Consider the following 22,643-nt stretch of genomic DNA (forward strand, 5'->3'; position numbering starts at 1 on the left):
CCGTCAGCCGTTCAGCAGCGTGCGAGTTGCAGCCGCGACGTCGTCGTGCCGCATCAGGCTTTCGCCGACGAGAAACGTGCGCGCACAGGGGCTTAGGCGAACGAGATCGGCGTGATGATTGATGCCGCTTTCGGCCACCAGCAACGTACCCTCGGGCGCGAGCGGGGCGAGGCGTTCGGTGTTGCCGATGTCGGTGACGAAACGCTTGAGATCGCGGTTGTTGACGCCGATCAGGCGCGAGTGCAGCCGCGCCGCGCGCTCCATTTCGGCGGCGTCGTGAACCTCGACCAGCACGTCCATCCCGTGTTCGCGGGCGGCGGCCTCGATCTCGGCCATCTGTGCATCGTCGAGCGCGGCGACGATGATGAGGATGGCATCGGCGCCGATCGCGCGCGCCTCGGTTACCTGCCAGGGATCTACCATGAAATCCTTGCGCAGCACTGGCAGCGCGCACGCGGCGCGGGCGGCCACGAGATAGTCCTCGTGCCCCTGGAAATAGGGCGCGTCGGTCAGCACCGAGAGGCAGGCCGCGCCGCCCGCTTCATAGGCGCGGGCGTGCTCGGCCGGCTGGAAGTCGGGGCGGATCAGGCCCTTGGACGGGCTGGCCTTCTTGATCTCGGCGATCAGCGCGTAGCCATCGGCAGCGCGCGCGCGCAGCGCGGCCTCGAAACCGCGCGGGGCGGACCGCTGTGCAGCTTGCGCCGCCAGGTCGGCCAGCGAATGCGCGGCCTTGCGGGCTGCAACTTCGCCGCGCTTGGTGTCGCAGATTTCGGTGAGCTTGTCGGTCATCACGGCCCCTTATTGCAGCGCGTCGATCCAGCAGCGCAGCAGCGCAAAGGCCAGACCCTTGTCGATCGCCTCGGCCGCCTCCTCGACGCCCTCGTGCCAGTCTTCCACGGCGCCCGCGACGGTGAGGGCGGCAGCGGCGTTGAGCAGCACGGCATCGCGATAGGGGCCAGGCTCGCCCATCAGCAGCGCCTTGAGCGCGGCGGCGTTATGTGCGGCGTCACCGCCCCGGATCGCGTCGACGGGGGCTGCGGCAAGGCCGGCATCGGCCGCGGTCATCCGGTGGAGCAGCATGACATCGCCGTGGACGTCCGCCACCTCGTTGCCGCCGGCGAGGCTTAATTCGTCCAGGCCCTCGTCGCCCGAGACCACGAACGAGCGCGTCGTGCCAAGGCGCCGGATCGCGTCGGCATAGATTGGCACGTAGGCGGGCCGGGCAATGCCGACGAGCTGGCGACCGACGCGCGCCGGATTGGCGAGCGGCCCCATCAGGTTGAAGATCGTGCGGCGGCCGATGGCGCGGCGGATCGGCATGATCCGGGCCATGGCGGGATGGTGATGGCCGGCGAACAGGAAGCAGATGCCAAGATCCGCCAGCGTATGCTCCGCCGTCTCGACCGCGCGGTCGAGGTTCAGTCCCAGCGCCTCGAGCGTGTCGGCCGCGCCGGCCTTCGAACTGGCGGCGCGATTTCCGTGCTTGGCGACTGGCACGTCGCAGGCGGCAACCACGAGGCTGACTGCAGTCGAGACGTTAAGTGTGTGGTGCCCGTCGCCACCGGTGCCGCAGACGTCGATTGCGTCGTCCGGCGCATCGACCGCGATCATGCGGGCGCGCATGGCGCGCGCGGCGCCGGCGATCTCGGCAGCAGTCTCGCCGCGTTCCGACAGCGCGACGAGGAACGCAACGGTGTCGTCGTCGGCGACCTCGCCGTCGAGGATCGCGGCGAAGGCGGCCTCGGCGCTGGCTTCATCGAGGCCGGCCTCGTCGATCGACGGCAGGCTGGCACTCATGCCGGCAGCTTGGCGTCGATCCCGCACAGGCGCAGGAAATTGGCGATCATCGCGTGCCCGTGTTCGGTGGCGATGCTTTCAGGATGGAACTGGACGCCGTGGATCGGCAGCGTCTCGTGGCGGAAGCCCATGGTGTGGCCATCGTCGGACCGTGCATTGACGACGAGGCAGGACGGCACGTCCTCGACGACCAGCGAGTGATAGCGCGTGGCGGTAAACGGCGAGGGCAGGCCCGCGAACACCCCGGTGCCGTCGTGCGTCACCGGCGAGGTCTTGCCGTGCATCAACCCGCCGCGCACGACCTTGCCGCCGAAAAACTGGCCGATCGACTGGTGGCCAAGGCACACGCCGAGCAGCGGCACGCCTGCCTGCGCGGCCGCACCGACGAGATCGAGGCTGACGCCCGCCTCGTTCGGAGTGCAGGGGCCGGGCGAGAGGAGGAAGCCGCTTGCCCCCAGCGTCAGGGCTTCGGCTGCGGTGATCGCGTCGTTGCGCACGACTTTTACCTCGGCACCCAGTTCCATCACGTAGTGGACGAGGTTCCAGGTGAAGCTGTCGTAGTTGTCGATGACGAGGATCATGGAGGCGGGCCTTACTGTCCGAATTGCGGCTGCGCGGCGACGCGGATCGCCTCGCGTGCGGCGGCGAAGAGCGCACCCGACTTGTGCTCGCACTCGCGCTGCTCGGCGGCGGGGTCGCTGTCGGCGACGATGCCGGCGCCGGCCTGGACGTGCATCACGCCATCCTTGACCACGGCGGTGCGCAGCACGATGCAGCTGTCGACCGAGCCGTCGGGCGCGAAATAGCCGACGCCGCCGGCATAGGCGCCGCGCGTCTCGGGTTCGAGCTCCGCGATGATCTGGCAGGCGCGCACCTTGGGCGCGCCGCTGACCGTGCCCGCCGGGAAGCCCGCGAAAAGCGCATCAACCGAATCCGCGCGGGCGGTATCGAGCCGGCCGACCACGTTCGAGACGATGTGCATGACGTGGCTGTAGCGCTCGATCGTATAGCTCTCGGTGACCTTGACGCTGCCGGCGGCGGCGACGCGGCCGACGTCGTTGCGGCCGAGGTCGAGCAACATGAGGTGCTCGGCGCGTTCCTTGGGATCGGCGAGGAGGCTTGCCTCGTGCGCGCGGTCTTCCTCGGGCGTGGCGCCGCGCGGGCGGGTGCCGGCGATCGGGCGGATGGTCACTTCGCCATCGCGGATCCGCACGAGGATCTCGGGGCTGGAGCCGATCAAGCCGAAGCCTGGCATGTCGAGGAAGTAGAGGAACGGCGAGGGGTTGATGCGCCGGAGGGCACGATAGAGCGCCATCGGCGGGAGCGGGAAGGGCGCGGTGAAGCGCTGCGCCAGCACGACCTGGAAGATGTCGCCGGCGGTGATGTAGTCCTTGGCGCGCGCGACCATTTCGCCATAGCGGGCCGGGTCCATCACCGGCTCGCGGGCGAGGTCGACGGCCTCGGGCAGGCGCGGGTCGGCGGGCGCGGGACCCTGGAGACGGGCCAGCGCCGCGTCGATGCGGTCGGCGGCCTGAGCAACCAGCGCTACGGGCTCGCCCCCTTCGGCCCAGACCGGGGCGACGGCGGTCAACTCGTCCGACAGGCGATCGAACACCAGCAGCACGGTCGGACGCACGAACAGCATGTCGGGCAGCTCGAGCGGGCTTTGCGGCGCGCGCGGCAGGGTTTCGACCAGCCCGATGGTCTCGTAGCCGAAATAGCCCACAAGGCATGCAAGCGTCGGGGGCAGGCCCTGCGGCACGTCGATCCGGCAGCGTTCGACCAGCGCGCGCAGTTCGGCAAGGCTGTCACCGGCCAGCGGTGCGAAGGCCTCGCGGTCGGTCTGCCAGCTGGGATTGATCTGGGCGGCGGCGCCGGTTGCGCGGAAGACGAGATCGGGATCGAGGCCGAGCAGGCTGTAGCGCCCGCGCACTTCGCCGCCCTGCACCGATTCGAGCAGGAAGTCGCCGCGTTCGCCGGCCATGAGCTTGCGCGCGGCGCTGACCGGGGTCTCGCTGTCCGCGATCAGCTTGCGCCACACGAGCGCCGGCTTGCCGGCCGCAAGCGCGGCCAGGGCGGCGGAGCCGTTTTCCACAGACGGGCTGGCGGTGTCCGCGACGAGTCCGGTCATCGTCTTACTGGCCGCCGGCCTGGCCCCCGGCGAGCCGGGTGTTGAGTGCACGCAGCGCGGCTTCGTTACGGGTCACGCCGACTTCCTTGCGCATGGCGCCGCGCAGCTGCTCGGCCAGTTCGCGCCCGACGTCCTGGCCCATCTGCTGGCGCGCCTGGGCGAGGAAGGGATCGTTGGCGGCGATCTGTGCCGGGGTCACCGACTTGAGCGCGACGACATAGAACCCGGCGCGGTTGGGCGCCTCGAGCGGCTTGGCGGTACCCTTGGCCATGGCGAAGAGCAGGACTAGCGGCGGCGGCAACTGGCGGCCCGACTGCTGCATGGCGGCGAGCTGGTCGCGCGTCAGGCTGATCGGCTGGGCCGCGGGCAGGGCGAGCCCGAGGCCCTTGATGGCATCGGCCAGCGGCGTGCCCTTGGCGACGGCGGCAAGCACCTTGGCCGAGGCGTCCTTGGCGCGCGCGGCGCCCTGCTCGGTCGCATAGTCGCGCGCGACCACGTCCTTGATCTGGTCGAGCGGCGCGGGCGAGGCCGGGGTGATGCGGGCAACGTCGTAGATCGCGATGCGCTTGCCATCGGCGAGCGGTGCGACCTGCGCTTCGCCTTCACGCTCCATGCCGAAGGCGTTCTGCGTCAGCGCCAGCACGTCGGCCGAAGCCTTCTCGCCGGCCTTGCCGAAGATCGCGCCGTCCGAGGTGAGCGCCGGGGTGGTCACGACCTCGACGCCCTGCCCTTTGGCGACATCGGCGAGGCCGGTGTGATTCTCGAACTGCTCCTCAAGCTGGGCCGAGAGATCGAGCAGCGCGGCATGGCGCTTTTCCGCGGCGAGCGCGGTGGTGATCTCGGTGCGGGCCTGGTCGAGCGTCTTGCCCGGCTTGCGGGTCACGACATCGACGCGCACGACATGCCAGCCGAGGCCGCTCTTGGCGGGGGCGGCGAGTTTGCCCTGTGCAGTGGCGAAGACGGCGTCGGCCACGGCGGGCGAGGCCTGCGCGGCGAGCTTGTCGCGGGTGATGTCGGCGACCTTGCTGGTCGACAGGCCCTTGGCACGTACAGCGGCATCGAGTGCGGCACCGCCGGACACCTGGGCGGCCAGTTCGCGCGCTGCGGCCTCGGTCGGGACGACGACCTGCGTCACCGTGCGCATTTCGCTGGCGGCGTAGCTGTCGGCGTTTAGCTTGTAGCGCGCGGCGATTTCAGCCTCGGTGGGCGCGGCTACGGTCTTGAGGCCGGCCTCGTCGATGATCGCATAGCGCAGGACGCGACGTTCGGGCTGGCGGTAGCGTGCGGCGTTTGCCTTGTAATAGCTGGCGAGCACGGCGTCGGCCGGCTTGTCCTTGGGCGCGAAGGCCAGGCTCGGCAGGAAGCCGATCTCGCCGTCGCGCTTTTCCTTGAGCATCGCGGCATAGCGCGTGACGCCCGCGCCAGGCAGCGAGGCACCGATCGAGGCCGGGACCAGCACCTGACGCGCGATCAGGCCCTGGGCCAGGTCGGTGCGCACGGTGGTGTCGGTCAGGCCGCGCTGGGCGAGCAGAGCCTTGTAGGCGGTTTCGCTGAACTTGCCGTCGGGCCCCTGGAACGCGGGCTGCTTGGCGATCTCGCTGTCCACCAGCCGGTCACTGGCGCCCATGTCATGGGCGATGGCCCACTGCTGCATCGCAGTGCGATCGACCAGGCTGTCGAGCGCATCGTTCAGCACGTTCTGCGCCAGGAACTGCTGCATCGTCAGCGACGGGTTCGACTGGCGCTCCCGCTCGAACGCCGAGGTGATGATCCGGTAGAGGTCCGCCGAGGCGACTTGCCCGCGTCCGACCTTGGCGACCGTATCGCCGCCCGCGCTCTGGCCGAGGCGCAGGCCGGTGACGTCAGCGCCGGCAAAGGCGACGGCAAGGAGGCCGATGAACACGAGCGCGAACAGCGCGCCAAAGCGCGAGTGGATCAGTTTACGAAACAGCGAGAGCATGGATGCGATCAAATCCGCGATAGGGCCAAGGTCGCCTGCCTTAGGAGCCTTGGGCGCATCCCGCAATCCTTGCGCGTATGGCCATGCGCACAGGGCCGTGAGCCCAGGGGGGCAATCGACGGACGAAGCGCCGGGCGCTGCGCGCTTCGTCGCGAGCCGCTTGCGTTCCCCATGTGAAACGCCGCAAGGAAAAGCGCGCGGCGATTTTGCAATCTCGCCACAGCTTTGATACCGGCAACGCGACAACGGCCCACCGCTCCTGGCGGTACGAGGCCGGCGCAGGGACCAAGACAGGCACGAAGGGGCAAGGCCGACCATGGGGCAACGACCGTATATCGTCGGAAACTGGAAGATGCACGGCAGCCGGGCGATGCTGGCCGAGGCCCGCGCGATCGACCGTGCCGCCGCGCGTCATCCGCAGGTGGAGATCGCGCTGGCGCCGCCGTTTCCGCTGATCGGCGCGCTGCGCGAGGCGGTCTCGGGCATCGGCGTCGGCGGCCAGGATTGCCACACCGAAGTCAAGGGCGCGCACACGGGCAATGTCTCGGCCGCGATGCTGGCCGATATCGGTGCCGATTTCGTGATTCTCGGTCATAGCGAGCGTCGCCGCGACCACCGCGAGGACAATGCGCTGATCCGCGCCAAGGCCGAAACCGCGCTGGCGGCGGGGATCGGTGTCATCATCTGCGTCGGCGAGACGCTGGAAGAGCGTGACGGTGGTTCGGCCGAGGACGTCGTCGCGGCGCAGGTCGACGGCTCGCTGCCCACCGGCGATGCCGCGATCGAGGCCGTCCAGGCGGGCAAGGTCGCGATCGCCTACGAGCCGGTCTGGGCCATCGGCACCGGCCGCGTCGCCGATGTGGAAGACGTCGTCGCGATGCACGCCGTCGTCCGGGCGCGCCTGGTGGCGGCCTATGGCGAGGCTGGCGCACGTCCGCGCATTCTTTATGGCGGCTCGGTCAATGCCGGCAATGCGGCAGGCCTGCTGGGTGCTGAAGGCGTGGGCGGAGCGCTGGTGGGTGGCGCGAGCCTGACCGCGGACGCATTCCTGCCGATCGTGGCCGCAGCCGCCAACGGCGAGGAGTAAGCGCCGGGGGCCGCGTCCCCGCGTGCCTCTTGCTTATGGGCGATCTCGGCCCTAAGTGCGCCCCAACAGTTTCAGGCGGAACCTCATGTCGCTCTTTATCTTCCTCACCGTCGTCCAGGCGCTGATCGCAGCCGCGCTGGTCGGTGTGATTCTCATCCAGAAGTCCGAAGGCGGCGGCCTCGGCGTGGGCGGCAGCCCGGCTGGTTTCATGTCGGCGCGCGGCGCGGCGGACTTCCTGACGCGGGCTACCTCGATTCTCGCGGCGCTGTTCGTCGGGCTCAGCATCGTTCTGGCGGCTCTGGCCGTTGGCACGAGCGGGACGCGCACGATCGACACCTCGCTGCAGCGCACCGCCGATCCGCTGGCCGCCAGCCAGCCGGCGGCTCCTGCCGCGACTTCGCCCGCATCGGCGCCCACCGGCGCGGCGCTGCCGGCGTCGCCTGCCGCTCCGGCCGACCCGCTGCAGGGCGCCGCGAAGCAGTAACACCGTGAAAGCATGAAGCCAGGCGTTCCTGCCGCAGGGCAGGGGCGCCGGTTTTGTTTTACCCAACCTCCCACACCCTCGCCCGCGCCGGCTTAAAGCGCAGGCGCACGGTGCGGATCGTCGTTGCGCTGGCACCGGCCGTACGGAATCGTGCGGGCAACGCTTGCGTTCTCTCCCCTTCTGACGCTAAGGCCCAACTCCCATGGCGCGGTACATTTTCATCACCGGCGGCGTGGTTTCCTCGCTCGGCAAAGGTCTCATGGCGGCAAGCCTCGCGGCGCTGCTGCAGGCTCGTGGCTATCGGGTGCGGATCCGCAAGTTCGACCCCTATCTCAACGTCGATCCGGGCACGATGAGCCCGTACCAGCACGGCGAGGTCTTCGTGACCGACGACGGTGCGGAGACGGACCTCGACCTCGGGCACTACGAGCGTTTCACCGGCGTCTCGGCACGCCAGGCCGACAACATCACCTCTGGCCGCATCTACCGCGACATCATCGCCAAGGAGCGCCGCGGTGACTATCTCGGCGCGACGGTGCAGGTGATCCCGCACGTGACCGACGCGATCAAGGATTTCGCGCAGGCCGAGACCGACGACCTCGATTTCGTGCTGTGCGAGATCGGTGGCACGGTCGGCGACATCGAGAGCCTGCCCTTCATCGAGGCGCTGCGCCAGCTGCACAACGAGCTCGACCGCGACCAGACCTGCTTCGTCCACGTGACGCTGGTACCCTATATCGCGGCGGCAGGCGAGCTGAAGACCAAGCCGACCCAGCACTCGGTACGCGAGCTGACCGGGCTTGGCATCCAGCCCGACATCCTGCTGTGCCGCTGCGAAAAGCCGCTGCCCGACAACGAACGCGCCAAGATCGCGCAGTTCTGCAACGTGCGCAAATCGGCCGTGATCCCGGCGCTGGATGCCAAGAGCATCTATGCGGTGCCGCTGCAGTATCACGCCGAGGGGCTCGATTCCGAAGTGCTGCGCCACTTCGACATGACCGCGCCGCAGCCCGACCTTGCGGTGTGGGACGACATCGTCGATCGCCACCAGAACCCCGAGGGCGAAGTCACCATCGGCGTGGTCGGCAAGTATGTCGGCCTGCAGGACGCCTACAAGTCGCTCAACGAAGCGCTGGCGCACGGCGGCATGGCCAACCGCGTCAAGGTCAACGTCCGCTGGATCGACGCCGAACTGTTCGAGAAGGGCGACAGCGAGATCGCCGCACAGCTCGAGCCGATGCACGGCATTCTCGTGCCTGGCGGCTTCGGCGAGCGCGGGTCGGAAGGCAAGATCGCCAGCGTGCGCTTCGCGCGTGAACGCAACGTCCCCTTCTTCGGCATCTGCCTCGGCATGCAGATGGCCTGCATCGAGGGCGCGCGTAACACGGCCGGCATCGCCGAAGCCTCCTCGACCGAATTCGGCCCGACCAAGGAACCTGTCGTCGGCATCATCACCGAATGGATGACCGCCGAGGGCCTCGAAAAGCGCGAGGCCGGCGGTGACCTCGGCGGCACGATGCGCCTGGGCGCCTATCAGGCCGAGCTGGCCGGCAACAGCCACGTCGCCGCGATCTACGATGCGACCAGCATCAGTGAGCGGCATCGCCATCGCTACGAGGTCAACGTCGCCTATCGTGACGCGTTGGAGCAGGGCGGCCTGCGCTTCTCGGGCATGTCGCCCGATGGCCTGCTGCCCGAAATCGTCGAGCGGCCCGACCATGCGTTCTTCATCGGCGTGCAGTTCCACCCCGAGCTTAAGAGCCGTCCGTTCGAGCCGCACCCGCTGTTCAAGGGCTTCATCGCCGCTGCGGTGAAACAGGCGCGCCTGGTCTGACAAGGATCGCCCGCCCGGCAGCGCCTGAAAGCATGCTGCCGGGCCGGCTTGTGCCTCAGCGCGTTTCCTGTGCGCGCTGGTGGTGCCGGATCACTTCCTCGATGACGAAGCGCAGGAACTTCTCTGAAAATTCGGGATCGAGCCGGGCATCTTCGGCCAGCTTGCGCAGCCGGGCGATCTGGCGTTCCTCGCGGCCCGGATCGCTGGCGGGCAGCTGCTTGTCGGCTTTGTAGGCCCCGACGGCCTGGGTGATGCGGAAGCGCTCCGCCAGAATGTGGATCATCGCCGCGTCGATGTTGTCGATGCTCTGGCGATAGCCGGCCAGAACCGGGTCGGTGCCTTCGGCGGGTACGCTCATGCAGTTGATGCCTTTTGTCGAAGAGGGCCGCAATTGTCTCGCACTGCCGCTACCGCCCAACTTGCGACTTGCCAAGCCGTGCCCCACGCGCCAAGCGGGCAGCGATGACTGCAAGCCTCCACACGCTCCCCCGCAAGGCCGAACCCTCGCTGGCGCCGCTGATGGCGCTGGTGGCCGATGGCATGAACAGCGTCAACGCCGTGATCCTCGACCGGATGCAATCGCGCATTCCGTTGGTTCCCGCACTCGCCGGCCACCTCATCGGCGGCGGCGGCAAGCGCATGCGCCCGATGCTGACGCTCGCTGGCGCGGCGCTGCTGGGCTACGGTGGCAGCCGGCACTACAAGCTGGCCGCGGCGGTCGAATTCATCCACACCGCGACCCTGCTCCACGACGATGTGGTCGACGGGTCGGACCTGCGCCGCGGCAAGAAGACCGCCAACATCGTCTACGGCAATCCGGCCACCGTGCTGGTCGGCGATTTCCTGTTCAGCCGCAGCTTCGAGCTGATGGTCGAGGACGGCTCGCTGAAAGTCTTGCGAATCCTGTCGAATGCCTCGGCGGTGATCTCCGAAGGGGAAGTCGACCAGCTGGTCGCGCAGCGCCAGGTCGACACAACCGAGGAGCGCTATCTCTCGATCATCAACGCCAAGACGGCGGCGCTGTTCGCCGCGGCCTGCCGGATCGCCGCCGTGGTGGCCGAGCGGCCGGAGGCGGATGAACTCGCGCTCGATTCGTATGGTCGCTACCTCGGCATCGCGTTCCAGCTTGCCGACGATGCGATCGACTACGATTCGGATGCGTCCGAAATGGGCAAGGATCAGGGCGACGACTTCCGCGAGGGCAAGATGACCCTGCCGGTGATCCTCGCCTATGCCCGTGGCAGCGAGGACGAGCGCGCGTTCTGGCGCGATGCCATCGCCGGCAATCGCAATGGCGACGAAGATCTGGCGCATGCCATCGCGCTGATCCGCCGTCACGACGCCGTCAACGCCACGCGCGAACGGGCACGGCATTACGCACAGCGCGCCATCGATGCGATTGCCGGCTTCCCCAACAGCGAGGCCAAGGCAGCCATGACCGAGGCGGCTGAGTTTGCCGTAGCCCGGCGTTACTGACCAGGCAATCTGGGGCCGGGCAGCCTGGGGCGAGTCAGACCGGATCTAGGGCTGGAACAAGCGGACCAGGCCCGAGATCACCGACGAGCCGGCCAGCGGCCCCAGCAGCATCAGCAACAAGTTGAGCACGACGAACACCGCCAGCACGCCCTGGCGGCGTGGTGACAGCGTGGGTGCGGCCTTTGCGGGCGGTTCGTTGGGTGGCGGCGGCGGCCAGGGGTCTTTGAGGTCGAGGAACACGACAGGCTCTCCGGTCACTACCGGTCGCTTGGCCGGTATCTGCGCAAGATATCACGGAAAGATCGCTTGTGCAGGGGTCCTTATGGGCGGGGCCACCCATGCTTTGGTCCGGTTCGGACCTTCGCCGTCCGGTTGCGCAGAGGAAGCCTGCGCGCTTATGGCGGGCAGGTGACCAACCTGCCCATCCATGCCGTCCTGCCCGATCTTCTCGAAGCGCTTGCGCATCGCAACGGCGCGGTCCTGATCGCGCCGCCGGGCGCCGGCAAGACCACGGCGGTGGCGCCGGCCCTGCTCGATCAGCCATGGTGCAGCGGCAGCGTCATCGTGCTCTCGCCCCGGCGCGTCGCCGCGCGCGCTGCAGCCGAGCGTATGGCCCAGCTGCTGGGCGAGGAAGCCGGCGAGACGGTCGGCTATCTCACCCGCCTCGACAGCAAGCGATCGGCCCGCACCCGCGTTCTGGTGATGACCGAGGCGATCTTCGTCGCCACCATCCTTGGTGATCCCGAGTTGGCCGGCGTCTCGGCGGTGCTGTTCGACGAGGCGCACGAGCGCCATCTCGATTCCGATCTCGGCCTGGCCCTCGCGATCGAGGCGCAAGGGGTGCTGCGCGAGGATCTGCGCGTCGTGGTCATGTCGGCAACGCTCGACGGCGCGCGCTTTGCCGCGTTGATGGAAGGCGCACCGGTGATCGAGAGCGAGGGGCGCGCACACCCGCTGGCGATCCGCTGGATGGGTGCAAGCCTGCAGCTGCGTACCGAGCAGGCGGTCGCCAATGCCGTCGTCCAGGCCTGGAACGAGCAATCGGCCGATATCCTCGCCTTTTTGCCCGGCGTTCGCGATATCGACCGCACGGCGGATATCCTGGCCCAGCGGTTGCCGGGGGCGCTGGTCCTGCCGCTGCATGGACAGGTCGAGCCGGCCGGTCAGCGCGCCGCGATTCGCCGCGATCCCCAAGGGCGCCGCCGCGTGGTGCTCGCCACGGCAATCGCGGAAACCTCGCTCACGCTCGACGGGGTCGGCGTGGTCGTCGACGCGGGCCTGTCGCGCCGCGCCGAGTTCGACAAGGTGGCCGGGGTGACGCGGCTCGTCACCACGCGCGCCAGCCAGGCGGCGGCGGCACAGCGCGCCGGCCGCGCTGCGCGGCAGGGGCCGGGGGTAGCCTACCGCCTGTGGGAAGAAGCCGCGCATGCCGGCCGTCCCGCGTTCGACCCACCCGAGATGCTGACCAGCGACCTTGCTCCATTGGCGTTAACGCTCGCGCAGTGGGGCGCAGGCGATCCGGGGGCCATGGCGTGGATCGATGCTCCCCCAGCGCCGGCGATGGCGGCGGCGAAGGGCGGGCTGGTGGCGCTCGGTGCGCTCGATCCAGAGGGGCGCATCACCGCGCATGGCCGCGCCATGGCGCGTATGCCGATGGAGCCGGCGCTGGCGCACATGCTGTTGTTCGCGGCCGGGCATGGCGCTGCACCAGCGGCGGCGCGTCTGGCGCTGCTGCTGCAGGAACGCGGCCTCGGCGGCAGCGGCGAGGACCTCGCGCGCCGGCTCGAGCGCTGGGACCGCGAGCGCGGGGGCAGGGCGGATGCGTCGCGCAAGCTTGCCGCCCGCTGGGCTGCGTTGGCGAACAAGTCGTCGGCGGGTTTGGGGGCTGAGCCCGACGATGGGCGCCATGCCCAACGCAGCGGCTCACCCCCGCTCGCCGTTCTGCTGGCCGAGGCGTTCCCCGACCGCATCGCCCGCGCACGCGCTGCCAACGGCGAGGAATGGCTGTCCGCGGGCGGACGCGGATACCGGCTCGACCCCGCATCGCCGCTGGCCACCGCGCGCTGGCTGGTCATCGGCGATGCACAGGGCGAGGCGAAAGGCGCCCGGATCATGTCCGCGCTTGCGCTGGAACAAGGCGACGTGACGACTTGGCTCGCGCACCGCCTCGACCAGCGCCACGCGCTGACCTGGAACGCGCAGGAACGCCGGGTCGAAGCGCGCCTCGAGCGCCGCCTCGGCGCCATCGTGCTGACGCGCGTGCCTGATGCCAAGCCCGATCCGCTGGCCGTCGTCGCCTGCCTGCTCGACGTGGTGCGGCGCGAGGGGCTGCCTGCGCTTCCGCTTGGCCCCGCGGCGCAAGCCTTGCTGACGCGCGCCAGGTACGCAGGTCTCGAGGCGCTGGGCGAGGAAGCCTTGTTGGCCTCGCTCGACGAGTGGCTGGCGCCGCTGCTGACCGGCCGCCGTGATCTCGAGATCGCCGCCGGCCGGCTGCACGAGGCGCTGGAGAACCGGCTCGACTGGAACGAGCGTCAGCAGCTCGACCGCCTGGCCCCGGCGCAATACCGCTCGCCGGCCGGCACCGGCCACGCCATCGACTATGGCCACGAAGGCGGGCCGGCGGTCGAACTGCGCGTCCAGGCGCTGTTCGGACTGGATCGCCATCCGCAGATCGGCCAGCCACCGCGCCCGCTGTTGCTGTCGCTGACCTCACCCGCCGGGCGGCCGATCCAGACCACGGCGGATCTCCCCGCATTCTGGCGCGGATCGTGGCGCGACGTGGTCAAGGACATGAAGGGTCGCTACCCGCGCCACCGCTGGCCCGACCAGCCCTGGACCGAGGATCCCAGCCTCAAGACGCGCAATGCCTTCGAGGCGACGCGCAAGGGCTGACGGTCAGCTGGCCTGCGCGCCGGGGGAGTGCGGCACGGTGATGATGCGATCGCGCGCGGTGCGGATGTCGCCGCTCTCGATCTGCGCCTTCAAGCGCTCCTTGTCGCGCGCGCGGAACATGGCCTCGGCCCGGTTGATGGCCTCGTCGCTGACCCCGATGTCGTCGAGCGCGAGACGGGCCATGCGGATCGCCGATTCCATGACTTCGCGCACCACTGCGCGTGCGGGGCTGCCGCGCAGGCGTATGACCACGCGCCGGTCGAATGCGCGCACGAAGATCGAGGCGTCGGGGAAGGCGGTCTGCACGGCATCGAGCGTCGCCACGTCGAGCTGGTCGCCGTCGAGGCAGAACAGGATCAGCGCCGCTTCCTCCGCGCCGGCCTGACGCAGCAGGTCGAGCCGCGTGCCGTCCCCGAAATAGACCTTGGCGCCAAAGCTTTGCGCAACGTCGATCATCTCGACGTCGGTGTCGATCATCGTCACGGTCACTTCGTTGGCGAGCAGCATCTGCGCCACCGCCTGGCCGAAGCGGCCATAGCCGACGACGATGGCCTGGGCGTGATCGGCGACAGGGCCGGGGCGCTCGCCCTTGGCGGGCTTGACCGGATCGGCGCGCAGCGGCTTGGTCAGCGCCATCAGGAACGGCGTGGTGGCCATCGACAGCGTGACGATCGCGCCGAACAGGCTGGCGGCCTCGGGGGCGATGAGCTGGGCATGCTGCGCCTGTGCAAACAGCACGAACCCGAACTCGCCGCCCTGGCTGAGCAGCAGGCCGAGCGCCAGCGCACCGCGCCAGGTCATGCGGAAAGCCAGCCCGATCCCCATGATGACGGCGGTCTTCACCGCGACGAGCGCGGCGGCCATGCCGATCACGAACAGCGGGCGTTCGGCAATGGCGTGCAGGTCGATCATCATTCCCACCGCCAGGAAGAACAGCCCGAGCAGGATCGAGCGGAACGGTTCGACGTCGGCTTCGAGTTCGTGGCGATAGGGGCTGTCGGCCAGCATGACGCCGGCGATGAACGCACCGAGCGCGGTGGACAGGCCCAGCGCCTCCATCACCGCGGCCGAGGCCATGACCGTGAACAGCGCCGCGACGACGAACATCTCGCGCTCGCCAAGATTGCCGATCAGACGAAACAGCGGACGGATCACGTAGCGCCCCGCCAGGATGAGGCCGACGATGGCGGCCACGGTATAGACCGCCAGCAGCCATCCCGGCGGCCCGTTGGCATTGGCCGGATTGCGACTGAGCGCCGTGATCAGGGTGATCATCGGAATGATCGACAGATCCTGGAACAGCAGGATCGCGAAAGTCCGCTCGCCGAACGGGGTGCGCATCCGGCCCGAGGCCTGGAGCATCGGCAGCACCTGCGCGGTCGAGGACAGCGCCAACGGCAGGCCCAGCGCAACCGCGGCGACGAGGCTGAAATCGGTGCCGAAATTGATCACCGCGATGATCGCCGCCGCGCACAGCGACACCTGCAGCAGGCCAAGCCCCAGGATGTCACGCTTCATCCGCCACAGCCGCGACGGGTTCAACTCCAGCCCGACGAGGAACAGCAGCAGGGTGATCCCCAGCTCGGCGATGCCCAGCTTCTGCTCGGCCTCGCCGACCAGCCCCAGCACTTGCGGCCCGACCACGGCACCGGCGAGAAGATAGCCCAGCGTCGCACCCAGCCCGAGCCGGCGAAACACCAGCACGAACACCATGGCGAACCCGAGCAGGATGAAGCCGTCGTGCAGCATCGAGGGGGGATTGTTCATCCCCCCTGAGTCGCCGCTCCGTTGCAGTGCGTCAACCCGTCGCTGCGTATGACCCGTTGCTGCTTATGGGTTGCCACCCGATACCGTTTGGCAAGGACCTCTCAGTCGATGCGCTCGAACTGCGTTGTCTCGAGGCCGGGGAGGGCCGGGCCGCCCCAGATGATCGTCTCGGTCATCCGGCGCCGGTCGCGGCTGGCGGCATAGACCCGCGAGGATACCGTCTTGCCGGCCTTGCCCAGCGTCATCACCAGCGTTCCGGGCTCGGGCTGGCGGAGTGCCACGGTGTCAATGAAAGGCAGGGATCCGGCAATCGGCACCGGCACGCCGTCCGCCGCAGCATTGGACACACCGCGTTGCACCTGGCCATCGGCGCCGACGATCTCGACTTCGGTATTCCAGCGGTGCGCGGTGTCGAGGCGGAACGTGATCGTCACCCGCTGCGGGCGCTCGTCTGCCGGGATCCTGGCCGTGTCGAGTGCCCATCGCCCGACGAGGGGATCGGCCATGGCGTGTTGCGACGCGACGTTGTCAGCCGGGGCGGCCGGATGGTGGGCCGCAGGGTGAAGCCCGCCTCCGGTGGCGGTGGCGAGAAGGCCGGCAGCGGCCAGCGTTGCGATCAGGGTCATGGCGATCAGTCCTTTCCGATGGCGGCGCTCCTTCGTGGAGGGCCCGCTCGGATCAGGCACGCGCGGCGCCGGGGCAGACAGATCAGGATTTCTGGGACAGTTTTTCTGGGCCTCGACCAGCCGCGCCAGCTCGCGGCTGCTGCCGGCGCCGGTCTTGCGACGTGCTTCGCGCAGGCGCTCGTTGATCGAGGCTTCGGACCGGCCGAGATGCGCCGCGATCGACTTGATCGTATGGCCTGCGGTGAGAAGGTGCAGGATTTCCAGTTCCCTCTCGGTGAGGGAGGCCAGGGCGGCGGGCGCGATGTCCGGGGCAGGCATGGACCGTTCCCACCACAGGGCCCCGGCATCGTCCATCCCAAATTTCTTGGGGGTGTGCGACAAGCAGCGGTGGGTACGGGAAAATGGTGCCGGCTACAGGATTCGAACCCGTGGCCCCCTGATTACAAATCAGGTGCTCTACCAACTGAGCTAAGCCGGCGCCTTGTCGGAGCGCATAGCCTCAGCGGGCCCCGAACGTCCAGCCCTCCGTCGCAGCAATTTCGGGCGTCAGGCCATGAGGGTGCCAAAGCGCCTCGTCGTGGGCGACGCGGCGCAGCCAGGCGGCGGTGATCAGGGCGTCGCTCTGGTGATCGTCGATGGGGCCGTGATGGCGGAAAGGCGCGCTACCGAGGGCGGCGAGGGCGATGTCGAGTTCTTGGCCATCGCGGATCTTGGACCGGCTGGCGGGGCGGCCGGCGGCCATGGCGGCGATCGTGGTGTAGATTTCGCAGATCACGCTCCCGGTCTCGGGCAGCGGATCGATCGGCCAGACGGCAATGCTGGGTGGCAGGCGGTGAAGCAGGCGCATGCCGGTAAGGCTGGACTTGCCCACTTGCGCGGCGCCGACGAGATTGAAGTTGCTGTAGGGTCGGCAACCCATCGCTTCCTGCGCCCGTTCGCTCACGCGGAACCGCCCGCGCCCGCTGCCGAACCGGTCGCCGCAGCGCCCGCCGTGGCGGCGAAAATGGCGCGAGGCCTCGGGATGATCGACGAAAGCGCCGACGCCGAGATGCGGCTCGTCCGCACAGATCGCATCGACCAGCGCCCAGAGGCTGCGCGCATTGGCCGGGCTTTCCGGCCAGCCCGGGAAGAAGGCGCCGCAATCGGCAAAGGCGAGCGATTGGCCGAGGTCCATGCCGACGAGGCTGTCGGGCGGCAGGTCGTCGCACAGCCAGTCGAGCACTTCGGTTCGCGACCAGCGATGGCCGGGGCGTACCGGCTGGGGGGCCGCATCGCCGCGCGAACACTGGGCGAGCGCGATGCCCTTGTGGCGCTCGCCGGCTGCGCCCGACCAGTCGATCGCGACGAAGTGGGCGAAGCGGTGCTTCATGCGGGGAGTGTCGTAGCGGAGGGGAGGGGAAGGGGGCCTTGCCCCTCCACCACGCGCTGGGCGCGCGGTCCCCCTCCCCACCTGCGGTAGGGAGGATCGGGCAAGTCAGTGGCAGCGCGGTGCGGGCTGACGAAGGTGGCGGCTGTGCTCACGCCTCGTCGCGGCGTTCGCGGCGCTTGCGGTCCCACCATTCGAGGCGCTTGGCGATTTCGCGCTCGAAGCCGCGTTCGACCGGGCGGTAGAAGGTGCGCGGCCCCATTTCCTCGGGCCAGTAGTCCGCGCCCGAGAAACCGTCTTCGGCATCGTGGTCGTAGGCGTAGTCCTTGCCATAGCCGATGTCCTTCATCAGCTTGGTCGGCGCATTCAGGATGTGCGGCGGCGGGCTGAGCGAGCCGGTCTCGCGCGCCGCCTTCCAAGCCGATTTCATGCCCGCATAGGCGGCGTTCGACTTGGGCGCGGTGGCGCAATAGAGGCAGGCCTGGACGATCGCCAGTTCGCCCTCGGGCGAGCCGAGAAACTCGTAGGCGTCCTTGGCGGCGAGGCACTGCACCAGCGCCTGGGGGTCGGCGAGGCCGATGTCCTCGCTGGCGAAGCGCACCAGCCGGCGCAGCACGTAGAGCGGCTCCTCGCCCGCGACCAGCATGCGCGCCATGTAGTAGAGCGCGGCCTGCGGGTCCGACCCGCGCAGCGCCTTGTGCAGCGCAGAGATGAGGTTGTAGTGCCCGTCGCGGTCCTTGTCGTAGACCGCCACGCGCCGCATCAGGAATTTCGACAGGCCCTCGGGGTCGAGCGGCGCGGGCAGGTCGACGTCGAGCAGCGTCTCGACCTGGTTGAGAAGAAAGCGGCCGTCCCCGTCGGCCGAAGCGATCAAAGCCTCGCGCGCGGGTGGGGTGATCGGCAGGGTGAGGCCGGTCTCCTCCTCGGCGCGGCGGAGCAGCTCGCCCAGTGCTGCCGCGTCGAGGCGATGCAGGATCAGCACTTGTGCGCGGCTGAGCAAGGCGGCGTTGAGCGCGAAGCTGGGGTTCTCGGTCGTCGCGCCGACCAGCGTGATCGTGCCGTTTTCGACCACGGGAAGGAAGCCGTCCTGCTGCGCGCGGTTGAAGCGGTGGATTTCGTCCACGAACAGCAGCGTGCGCCGGCCGGCCAGCGCCATGGCATCGGCCTCGGCAAAGACCTTCTTGAGATCGGCCACGCCAGAGAAGATCGCGCTGATGGCGACAAAGCGCATGCCCACGGCATCGGCCAGCAACCGCGCGATCGAGGTCTTGCCGGTGCCCGGAGGCCCCCAGAGGATCATCGAAGAGAGCTTGCCCGCAGCGACCATGCGCCCGATCGCCCCTTCCGGGCCGGTGAGGTGATCTTGGCCAATGACGTCGGGCAGCGAGCGGGGACGCAGCCGGTCGGCCAGCGGGCCGTCGCTGCGCGCTGCCGGACGCGGCGTTTCCTGGGGAGTGGGCGCAAACAGGTCTGCCATGCAGCGTCAGATAAGATGCGCTGCGCCGATAATCCCGAAAATTTTGCGACGGGGCTTGTTTCGATGGCTCTAAGATATATCTTACTACTATCGAAACACGAGGTACAATCATGCGACATGGATACAACCGCCCTGAACGGGGCACTTTAGAACACAACGATGCCAGTCGGCAGGCCCGTCGGATGGCCCGGCATCTCGCCCGGATGACCGGACGTTTCGGAAACGGCGATGCCTTCGCCGGCGGCGGCCCCGGCTTTGGAGGCGGCTTTGGGAGCAGCTTCGGTGGCGGCTTCGGCGGAGGGCCCTTTGGCGGCGGGTTTGGCGGTGGGCCCTTCGGCGGCGGCCGTGGCGGACGCCATGGCGGTGGCCACGGCAGGGGCCATGGCGGCGGTCACGGCGACGGTCATGGTGGTGGCCCGGCAGGCCGTCGCGGTGGACGTGGCCGCATGTTCGCCGGTGGTGAATTGCGACTGCTGCTGCTCAGCCTGGTCGCCGAACAGGACCGCCACGGCTACGAACTCATCAAGGCGGTGGAAGAACTGACCGGCGGGCAATATGCCCCGAGCCCGGGCGTGGTCTATCCCACGCTGGCGCTGCTGGTCGACGAAGGCATGATCGCGGAAGCCGCAGGCGAGGGGGCGCGCAAGGCGTTCACCATTGCCGAGGCGGGGCGTACCGAACTGGCCGCGCGCGGCGAGGAATTGTCCGTCATCGTCGAGCGGCTGACCAGCCTGGCCAAGGCCGGTGCGCAGGCCGAGAGCCCTCCCGTGCGTCGCGCCTTCGCCAACCTCGGGCTCGCCCTGCGCCAGCGGGTCGAACAGGACGGGTTCGACGAGGAGACTGCGCACCGGATTGCCGACATCCTTGACGAAGCGGCGCGGCAGATCGAGCGTCTGCCGAAGCAGGCCTGAACAAAACCTACGGGCCAAAAGGAACGGGCGGGCCGCCCCCGGGGGATCCCAGACCCCGGTGTCGACCCGCCCGCGAACCCGGCGCACTGACGGATGCGCCGGGCTATTCGAACCTGGCGTCAGAAGCGATAGGCGACGCCCGCGCTCAGCACCCAGGGGCTGATGCGGTGGCGCGTGGTCAGCGCTTCGGCGCCGCTCGCGGTGAAAAAGTGTGCGGTCGTGTCGATCCAGTACTTCTTGGCGTCGAGCGTCAGGCCGAGCCCGGTCTTGGTAATCGGCACGTCGATGCCGCCCTGCACGACCACGCCGGCGTCGTTGTCCAGCTTGACCCGGGTGGCGCCCAGCGCACGCGTCGTCGCACCGGGGCGCTCGTCGATGTAGAAGAACCAGGCACCGCCCGCGCCGACATAGGGCTGGACCCCGCCCGGCAGCGTCAGGTGGTACTTCGCGGTCAGCGTCGCGGGCAGGATCAGCGCATGGTCGACGATCGCGGTGCCGGCGAGGGCCCCTGCGCCCGACACGTGGTGCGCGGTGAAGCAGCAGATCGTCTCGACCGACAGGTTGGGCAGGACGAAGTATTCGACCGCCAGCGTCGGCACGAACGAATTGTCGCTCGCCTTGGTCTGCGAGCCGGCCGGCAGGCCGATCAGGTCCTTGTCCACGCGGGTGATCTTGCCATCGGGCAGCACGGCGGTGCCGAGCACCTTGACCTGCCATTTGCCCGCGGGGGCTTCGTCCGCCGCGAGGGCAGGGGTGGTTGCAAAGGCCAGCGCGAGGGTAGCGGCCGCGGCGGCCTGTGCCAGCCGGCGCAATCCACGCCTGGCGCCGATACGCTTGCCATGGACATTCATGCCGTTGTCCACCTTGCCGAGAACCTTGGTCATACGGTTTTCCTTGCCTTGATCGCGCCGACGTTCGCGCCGGCGTCGGAACCGATGCGCGCGGCGCAGCGCCCGGGCGGCCTGCCCCTCGCAGGCTCCGTTCCCGGCAGCGCCCGATCATCCCTATGCAGCCTCCGGCACCCCGACATTGATGCAGCGCAAAAGCTAAAAGTCTCCCCGGATTATTTTACCAAACCGGTAATTTGATGCTGGTCAATGTGCCTATGCAGCGAAAGGCGCAGGGGCGAAACCTGATGATGGCATGGAAGGGAAGGGTCCATGGAACAGGTTTTGTTGCGCGCCGGGCTATGGTTCGGTGCGCTGGTGCTGGCGATCGTCGCCTGCGCCATGGCGGTCGACCAGGGGTTTGCGATCCACATGTCGCTCTTCGCGATCGCCGCCGCGATCGCGCTGTGGGTGACGATCAGCGGCAACCGCGTCGATGACGCCGTGCGTGGCATCCTGCGGATGCCCGATCCGGGCAAATACGATGACGATGTCATCCGCTGGGGTGTCATTGCCACTGTTTTCTGGGGGATAGCGGGCTTCTCCGCCGGTCTGTGGATCGCGCTGGAGCTGACCTGGCCGCAGCTCAATTTCGGGCTGGAATGGATCAATTTCGGCCGTCTGCGGCCGCTGCATACCTCTGCGGTCATTTTCGCGTTCGGGGGCAATGCGCTGATCGCCACGTCGTTCTACGTCGTGCAGCGCACCTGCCGGGCGAGGCTGGCCTTCCCCGGCCTCGCCCGTTTCGTCTTCTGGGGATACCAGCTGTTTATCGTGCTGGCGGCGACCGGCTACCTGCTCGGCATCACCGAGGGCAAGGAATACGCCGAACCGGAATGGTACACGGACTGGTGGCTTACGATCGTCTGGGTGGCGTACCTGGCGGTGTTCGTCGGTACGATCATCAAGCGCCACGAACCGCACATCTACGTCGCCAACTGGTTCTACTTGTCGTTCATCCTGACCGTGGCGATGCTGCACATCGTCAACAACCTCGACATCCCGGTCAGCCTGTTCGGCTCGCACTCGGTGCCGGTGTTCGCCGGCGTGCAGGGCGCGCTGGTGCAGTGGTGGTACGGGCACAACGCGGTCGGCTTCTTCCTGACCGCCGGTTTCCTCGGCATGATGTACTACTTCGTGCCCAAGCAGGCCGAGCGCCCGGTCTATTCCTACCGGCTGTCGATCATCCACTTCTGGGCGCTGATCTTCCTCTACATCTGGGCAGGGCCGCACCACCTCCACTACACCGCGCTGCCCGACTGGGCGCAGACGCTGGGCATGGTCTTCTCGGTCATGCTGTGGATGCCGAGCTGGGGCGGCATGATCAACGGGCTGATGACGCTCAACGGCGCCTGGGACAAGATCCGCACCGACCCGATCATGCGCATGCTGGTGATGAGCCTGGCGTTCTACGGCATGAGCACGTTCGAGGGCCCGATGATGAGCGTGAAGAGCGTCAACTCGCTCTCGCACTACACCGACTGGACCATCGGCCACGTCCATTCCGGCGCGCTCGGCTGGAACGGCATGGTGACCTTCGGCGCGCTCTATTACCTCGTGCCGCGCCTGTGGAACCGCGAGCGGCTCTACTCGCTGCGCATGGTCAACTGGCACTTCTGGTGCGCGACGCTGGGCATCGTGTTCTATGCCGCCTCGATGTGGGTGGCGGGGATCACCCAGGGCCTGATGTGGCGCGAATACGGGCCTGACGGCTACCTGGTGAACAGCTTTGCCGAAACCGTCGCCGCGCTGCACCCGATGTATGCCCTGCGCGCCTTTGGTGGCCTGCTCTACCTCAGCGGCGGCGTGATCATGGTGATCAACATCACCCGCACGATCCGCGGCCAGCTGCGCAGCGAAGCCCCGATGCACGACGCTGCCTTCGATCCCGCCCGGGACCGCCCGCTCGTCGCCGCCGGCCAGACCGCCTGACAGAGGAGACATACCC

General features: G+C 68.6%; 20 protein-coding genes and 1 tRNA gene. 7 read left to right on the forward strand and 14 right to left on the reverse strand.

The window, feature by feature from the left end; genetic code table 11:
* Positions 1–3: 3 nt before the first annotated feature.
* Genes trpC through V7Q48_RS00785 form a run of 5 tightly spaced genes read right to left on the reverse strand, consistent with a single transcriptional unit; the run spans position 4 to position 5,900 of the window.
* Positions 4–789 (reverse strand): indole-3-glycerol phosphate synthase TrpC, encoded by a 786-nt coding sequence (trpC, locus tag V7Q48_RS00765; RefSeq protein WP_333835673.1) that lies wholly within the window; start codon positions 787–789, stop codon positions 4–6.
* Between the two features lie 9 nt (positions 790–798).
* Entirely contained in the window at positions 799–1,797 is a 999-nt protein-coding gene (gene trpD / locus V7Q48_RS00770; protein WP_333835674.1) for an anthranilate phosphoribosyltransferase, read from the reverse strand.
* Positions 1,794–2,378 carry an anthranilate synthase component II gene (locus V7Q48_RS00775; protein ID WP_333835675.1) on the reverse strand — a complete coding sequence of 195 codons (585 nt, stop codon included), beginning with the start codon at positions 2,376–2,378 and terminating at the stop codon, positions 1,794–1,796. The genes trpD and V7Q48_RS00775 overlap by 4 nt, the downstream gene beginning before the upstream one ends.
* A gap of 11 nt (positions 2,379–2,389) precedes the next feature.
* Positions 2,390–3,928, reverse strand: a complete 1,539-nt coding sequence (gene trpE, locus V7Q48_RS00780; RefSeq protein WP_333835676.1) for an anthranilate synthase component I — start codon at positions 3,926–3,928, stop codon at positions 2,390–2,392.
* 4 nt (positions 3,929–3,932) lie between these two features.
* Positions 3,933–5,900 carry a peptidyl-prolyl cis-trans isomerase gene (locus tag V7Q48_RS00785; protein ID WP_333835677.1) on the reverse strand — a complete coding sequence of 656 codons (1,968 nt, stop codon included), beginning with the start codon at positions 5,898–5,900 and terminating at the stop codon, positions 3,933–3,935.
* A 304-nt stretch (positions 5,901–6,204) separates the two neighbouring features.
* Here V7Q48_RS00785 and tpiA point away from each other — a divergent pair, with 304 nt between their 5' ends.
* The 3 genes from tpiA to V7Q48_RS00800 all read left to right on the forward strand — a co-directional run bounded on the left by tpiA (position 6,205) and on the right by V7Q48_RS00800 (position 9,293).
* Positions 6,205–6,975, forward strand: coding sequence for a triose-phosphate isomerase (tpiA, locus tag V7Q48_RS00790; RefSeq protein ID WP_333835678.1), 771 nt, complete (start codon positions 6,205–6,207; stop codon positions 6,973–6,975).
* Between the two features lie 85 nt (positions 6,976–7,060).
* The gene (gene secG / locus V7Q48_RS00795; RefSeq protein WP_333835679.1) at positions 7,061–7,459 is read left to right on the forward strand and encodes a preprotein translocase subunit SecG; all 399 of its coding nucleotides are present in this window, start codon (positions 7,061–7,063) and stop codon (positions 7,457–7,459) included.
* Between the two features lie 202 nt (positions 7,460–7,661).
* Positions 7,662–9,293 carry a CTP synthase gene (locus V7Q48_RS00800; protein ID WP_333835680.1) on the forward strand — a complete coding sequence of 544 codons (1,632 nt, stop codon included), beginning with the start codon at positions 7,662–7,664 and terminating at the stop codon, positions 9,291–9,293.
* 55 nt (positions 9,294–9,348) lie between these two features.
* Here V7Q48_RS00800 and V7Q48_RS00805 read toward each other — a convergent pair whose 3' ends face one another.
* The gene (locus tag V7Q48_RS00805) at positions 9,349–9,651 is read right to left on the reverse strand and encodes a chorismate mutase (RefSeq protein ID WP_333835681.1); all 303 of its coding nucleotides are present in this window, start codon (positions 9,649–9,651) and stop codon (positions 9,349–9,351) included.
* 104 nt (positions 9,652–9,755) lie between these two features.
* Here V7Q48_RS00805 and V7Q48_RS00810 point away from each other — a divergent pair, with 104 nt between their 5' ends.
* Complete coding sequence (locus V7Q48_RS00810) at positions 9,756–10,769, forward strand: polyprenyl synthetase family protein (protein WP_333835682.1); 1,014 nt, start codon at positions 9,756–9,758, stop codon at positions 10,767–10,769.
* Positions 10,770–10,814: 45 nt separating this feature from the next.
* On the opposite strand, the gene V7Q48_RS00815 is transcribed toward V7Q48_RS00810, so the two are convergent.
* Entirely contained in the window at positions 10,815–11,027 is a 213-nt protein-coding gene (locus V7Q48_RS00815) for a hypothetical protein (RefSeq protein ID WP_333835683.1), read from the reverse strand.
* 150 nt (positions 11,028–11,177) lie between these two features.
* On the opposite strand from V7Q48_RS00815, the gene hrpB reads away from it, so the two are divergent.
* Complete coding sequence (gene hrpB / locus V7Q48_RS00820) at positions 11,178–13,661, forward strand: ATP-dependent helicase HrpB (protein WP_333835684.1); 2,484 nt, start codon at positions 11,178–11,180, stop codon at positions 13,659–13,661.
* A gap of 3 nt (positions 13,662–13,664) precedes the next feature.
* Here hrpB and V7Q48_RS00825 read toward each other — a convergent pair whose 3' ends face one another.
* The 6 genes from V7Q48_RS00825 to V7Q48_RS00850 all read right to left on the reverse strand — a co-directional run bounded on the left by V7Q48_RS00825 (position 13,665) and on the right by V7Q48_RS00850 (position 19,304).
* Entirely contained in the window at positions 13,665–15,428 is a 1,764-nt protein-coding gene (locus V7Q48_RS00825; protein WP_333835685.1) for a cation:proton antiporter domain-containing protein, read from the reverse strand.
* 101 nt (positions 15,429–15,529) lie between these two features.
* Positions 15,530–16,408, reverse strand: coding sequence for a helix-turn-helix domain-containing protein (locus V7Q48_RS00830; protein ID WP_333835686.1), 879 nt, complete (start codon positions 16,406–16,408; stop codon positions 15,530–15,532).
* Between the two features lie 48 nt (positions 16,409–16,456).
* A tRNA-Thr gene (locus tag V7Q48_RS00835) sits at positions 16,457–16,532 on the reverse strand.
* Between the two features lie 21 nt (positions 16,533–16,553).
* On the reverse strand, positions 16,554–17,423 hold the full coding sequence (locus V7Q48_RS00840) for a hypothetical protein (RefSeq protein WP_333835687.1): 870 nt from the start codon (positions 17,421–17,423) through the stop codon (positions 16,554–16,556).
* A gap of 148 nt (positions 17,424–17,571) precedes the next feature.
* Positions 17,572–18,897 (reverse strand): replication-associated recombination protein A, encoded by a 1,326-nt coding sequence (locus V7Q48_RS00845; RefSeq protein WP_333835688.1) that lies wholly within the window; start codon positions 18,895–18,897, stop codon positions 17,572–17,574.
* A 146-nt stretch (positions 18,898–19,043) separates the two neighbouring features.
* Positions 19,044–19,304 carry a hypothetical protein gene (locus V7Q48_RS00850; RefSeq protein WP_333835689.1) on the reverse strand — a complete coding sequence of 87 codons (261 nt, stop codon included), beginning with the start codon at positions 19,302–19,304 and terminating at the stop codon, positions 19,044–19,046.
* 39 nt (positions 19,305–19,343) lie between these two features.
* On the opposite strand from V7Q48_RS00850, the gene V7Q48_RS00855 reads away from it, so the two are divergent.
* A complete protein-coding gene (locus tag V7Q48_RS00855) occupies positions 19,344–19,808 on the forward strand; it encodes a PadR family transcriptional regulator (RefSeq protein WP_333835690.1) in 465 nt (154 codons plus the stop codon).
* Between the two features lie 119 nt (positions 19,809–19,927).
* Here the strand turns inward: V7Q48_RS00855 and V7Q48_RS00860 are convergent, their stop codons facing one another.
* A complete protein-coding gene (locus V7Q48_RS00860; RefSeq protein ID WP_333835691.1) occupies positions 19,928–20,692 on the reverse strand; it encodes an OmpW/AlkL family protein in 765 nt (254 codons plus the stop codon).
* 276 nt (positions 20,693–20,968) lie between these two features.
* Here V7Q48_RS00860 and ccoN point away from each other — a divergent pair, with 276 nt between their 5' ends.
* The gene (gene ccoN, locus V7Q48_RS00865; RefSeq protein ID WP_333835692.1) at positions 20,969–22,627 is read left to right on the forward strand and encodes a cytochrome-c oxidase, cbb3-type subunit I; all 1,659 of its coding nucleotides are present in this window, start codon (positions 20,969–20,971) and stop codon (positions 22,625–22,627) included.
* The last annotated feature ends 16 nt before the right edge of the window (positions 22,628–22,643 follow it).

The sequence above is a fragment of the Novosphingobium sp. genome, from assembly GCF_036803765.1.
Classification (GTDB): domain Bacteria; phylum Pseudomonadota; class Alphaproteobacteria; order Sphingomonadales; family Sphingomonadaceae; genus Novosphingobium.

Excerpts from the sequence above, each read along its gene's own strand:
- V7Q48_RS00805 (WP_333835681.1), bottom strand. The coding sequence starts at position 9,651 with ATGAGCGTACCCGCCGAAGGCACCGACCCGGTTCTGGCCGGCTATCGC.
- V7Q48_RS00810 (WP_333835682.1), top strand. The coding sequence starts at position 9,756 with ATGACTGCAAGCCTCCACACGCTCCCCCGCAAGGCCGAACCCTCGCTG.
- ccoN (WP_333835692.1), top strand. The coding sequence starts at position 20,969 with ATGGAACAGGTTTTGTTGCGCGCCGGGCTATGGTTCGGTGCGCTGGTG.
- V7Q48_RS00840 (WP_333835687.1), bottom strand. The coding sequence starts at position 17,423 with ATGAAGCACCGCTTCGCCCACTTCGTCGCGATCGACTGGTCGGGCGCA.
- V7Q48_RS00800 (WP_333835680.1), top strand. The coding sequence starts at position 7,662 with ATGGCGCGGTACATTTTCATCACCGGCGGCGTGGTTTCCTCGCTCGGC.
- V7Q48_RS00845 (WP_333835688.1), bottom strand. The coding sequence starts at position 18,897 with ATGGCAGACCTGTTTGCGCCCACTCCCCAGGAAACGCCGCGTCCGGCA.
- V7Q48_RS00775 (WP_333835675.1), bottom strand. The coding sequence starts at position 2,378 with ATGATCCTCGTCATCGACAACTACGACAGCTTCACCTGGAACCTCGTC.
- trpE (WP_333835676.1), bottom strand. The coding sequence starts at position 3,928 with ATGACCGGACTCGTCGCGGACACCGCCAGCCCGTCTGTGGAAAACGGC.
- V7Q48_RS00860 (WP_333835691.1), bottom strand. The coding sequence starts at position 20,692 with ATGACCAAGGTTCTCGGCAAGGTGGACAACGGCATGAATGTCCATGGC.
- V7Q48_RS00825 (WP_333835685.1), bottom strand. The coding sequence starts at position 15,428 with ATGAACAATCCCCCCTCGATGCTGCACGACGGCTTCATCCTGCTCGGG.
- tpiA (WP_333835678.1), top strand. The coding sequence starts at position 6,205 with ATGGGGCAACGACCGTATATCGTCGGAAACTGGAAGATGCACGGCAGC.
- V7Q48_RS00850 (WP_333835689.1), bottom strand. The coding sequence starts at position 19,304 with ATGACCGTCGCCGTGACCGCCGCCATGGCCCCTGCCGTGGCCACCGCC.
- V7Q48_RS00830 (WP_333835686.1), bottom strand. The coding sequence starts at position 16,408 with ATGGACGATGCCGGGGCCCTGTGGTGGGAACGGTCCATGCCTGCCCCG.
- secG (WP_333835679.1), top strand. The coding sequence starts at position 7,061 with ATGTCGCTCTTTATCTTCCTCACCGTCGTCCAGGCGCTGATCGCAGCC.
- trpD (WP_333835674.1), bottom strand. The coding sequence starts at position 1,797 with ATGAGTGCCAGCCTGCCGTCGATCGACGAGGCCGGCCTCGATGAAGCC.
- trpC (WP_333835673.1), bottom strand. The coding sequence starts at position 789 with ATGACCGACAAGCTCACCGAAATCTGCGACACCAAGCGCGGCGAAGTT.
- V7Q48_RS00855 (WP_333835690.1), top strand. The coding sequence starts at position 19,344 with ATGTTCGCCGGTGGTGAATTGCGACTGCTGCTGCTCAGCCTGGTCGCC.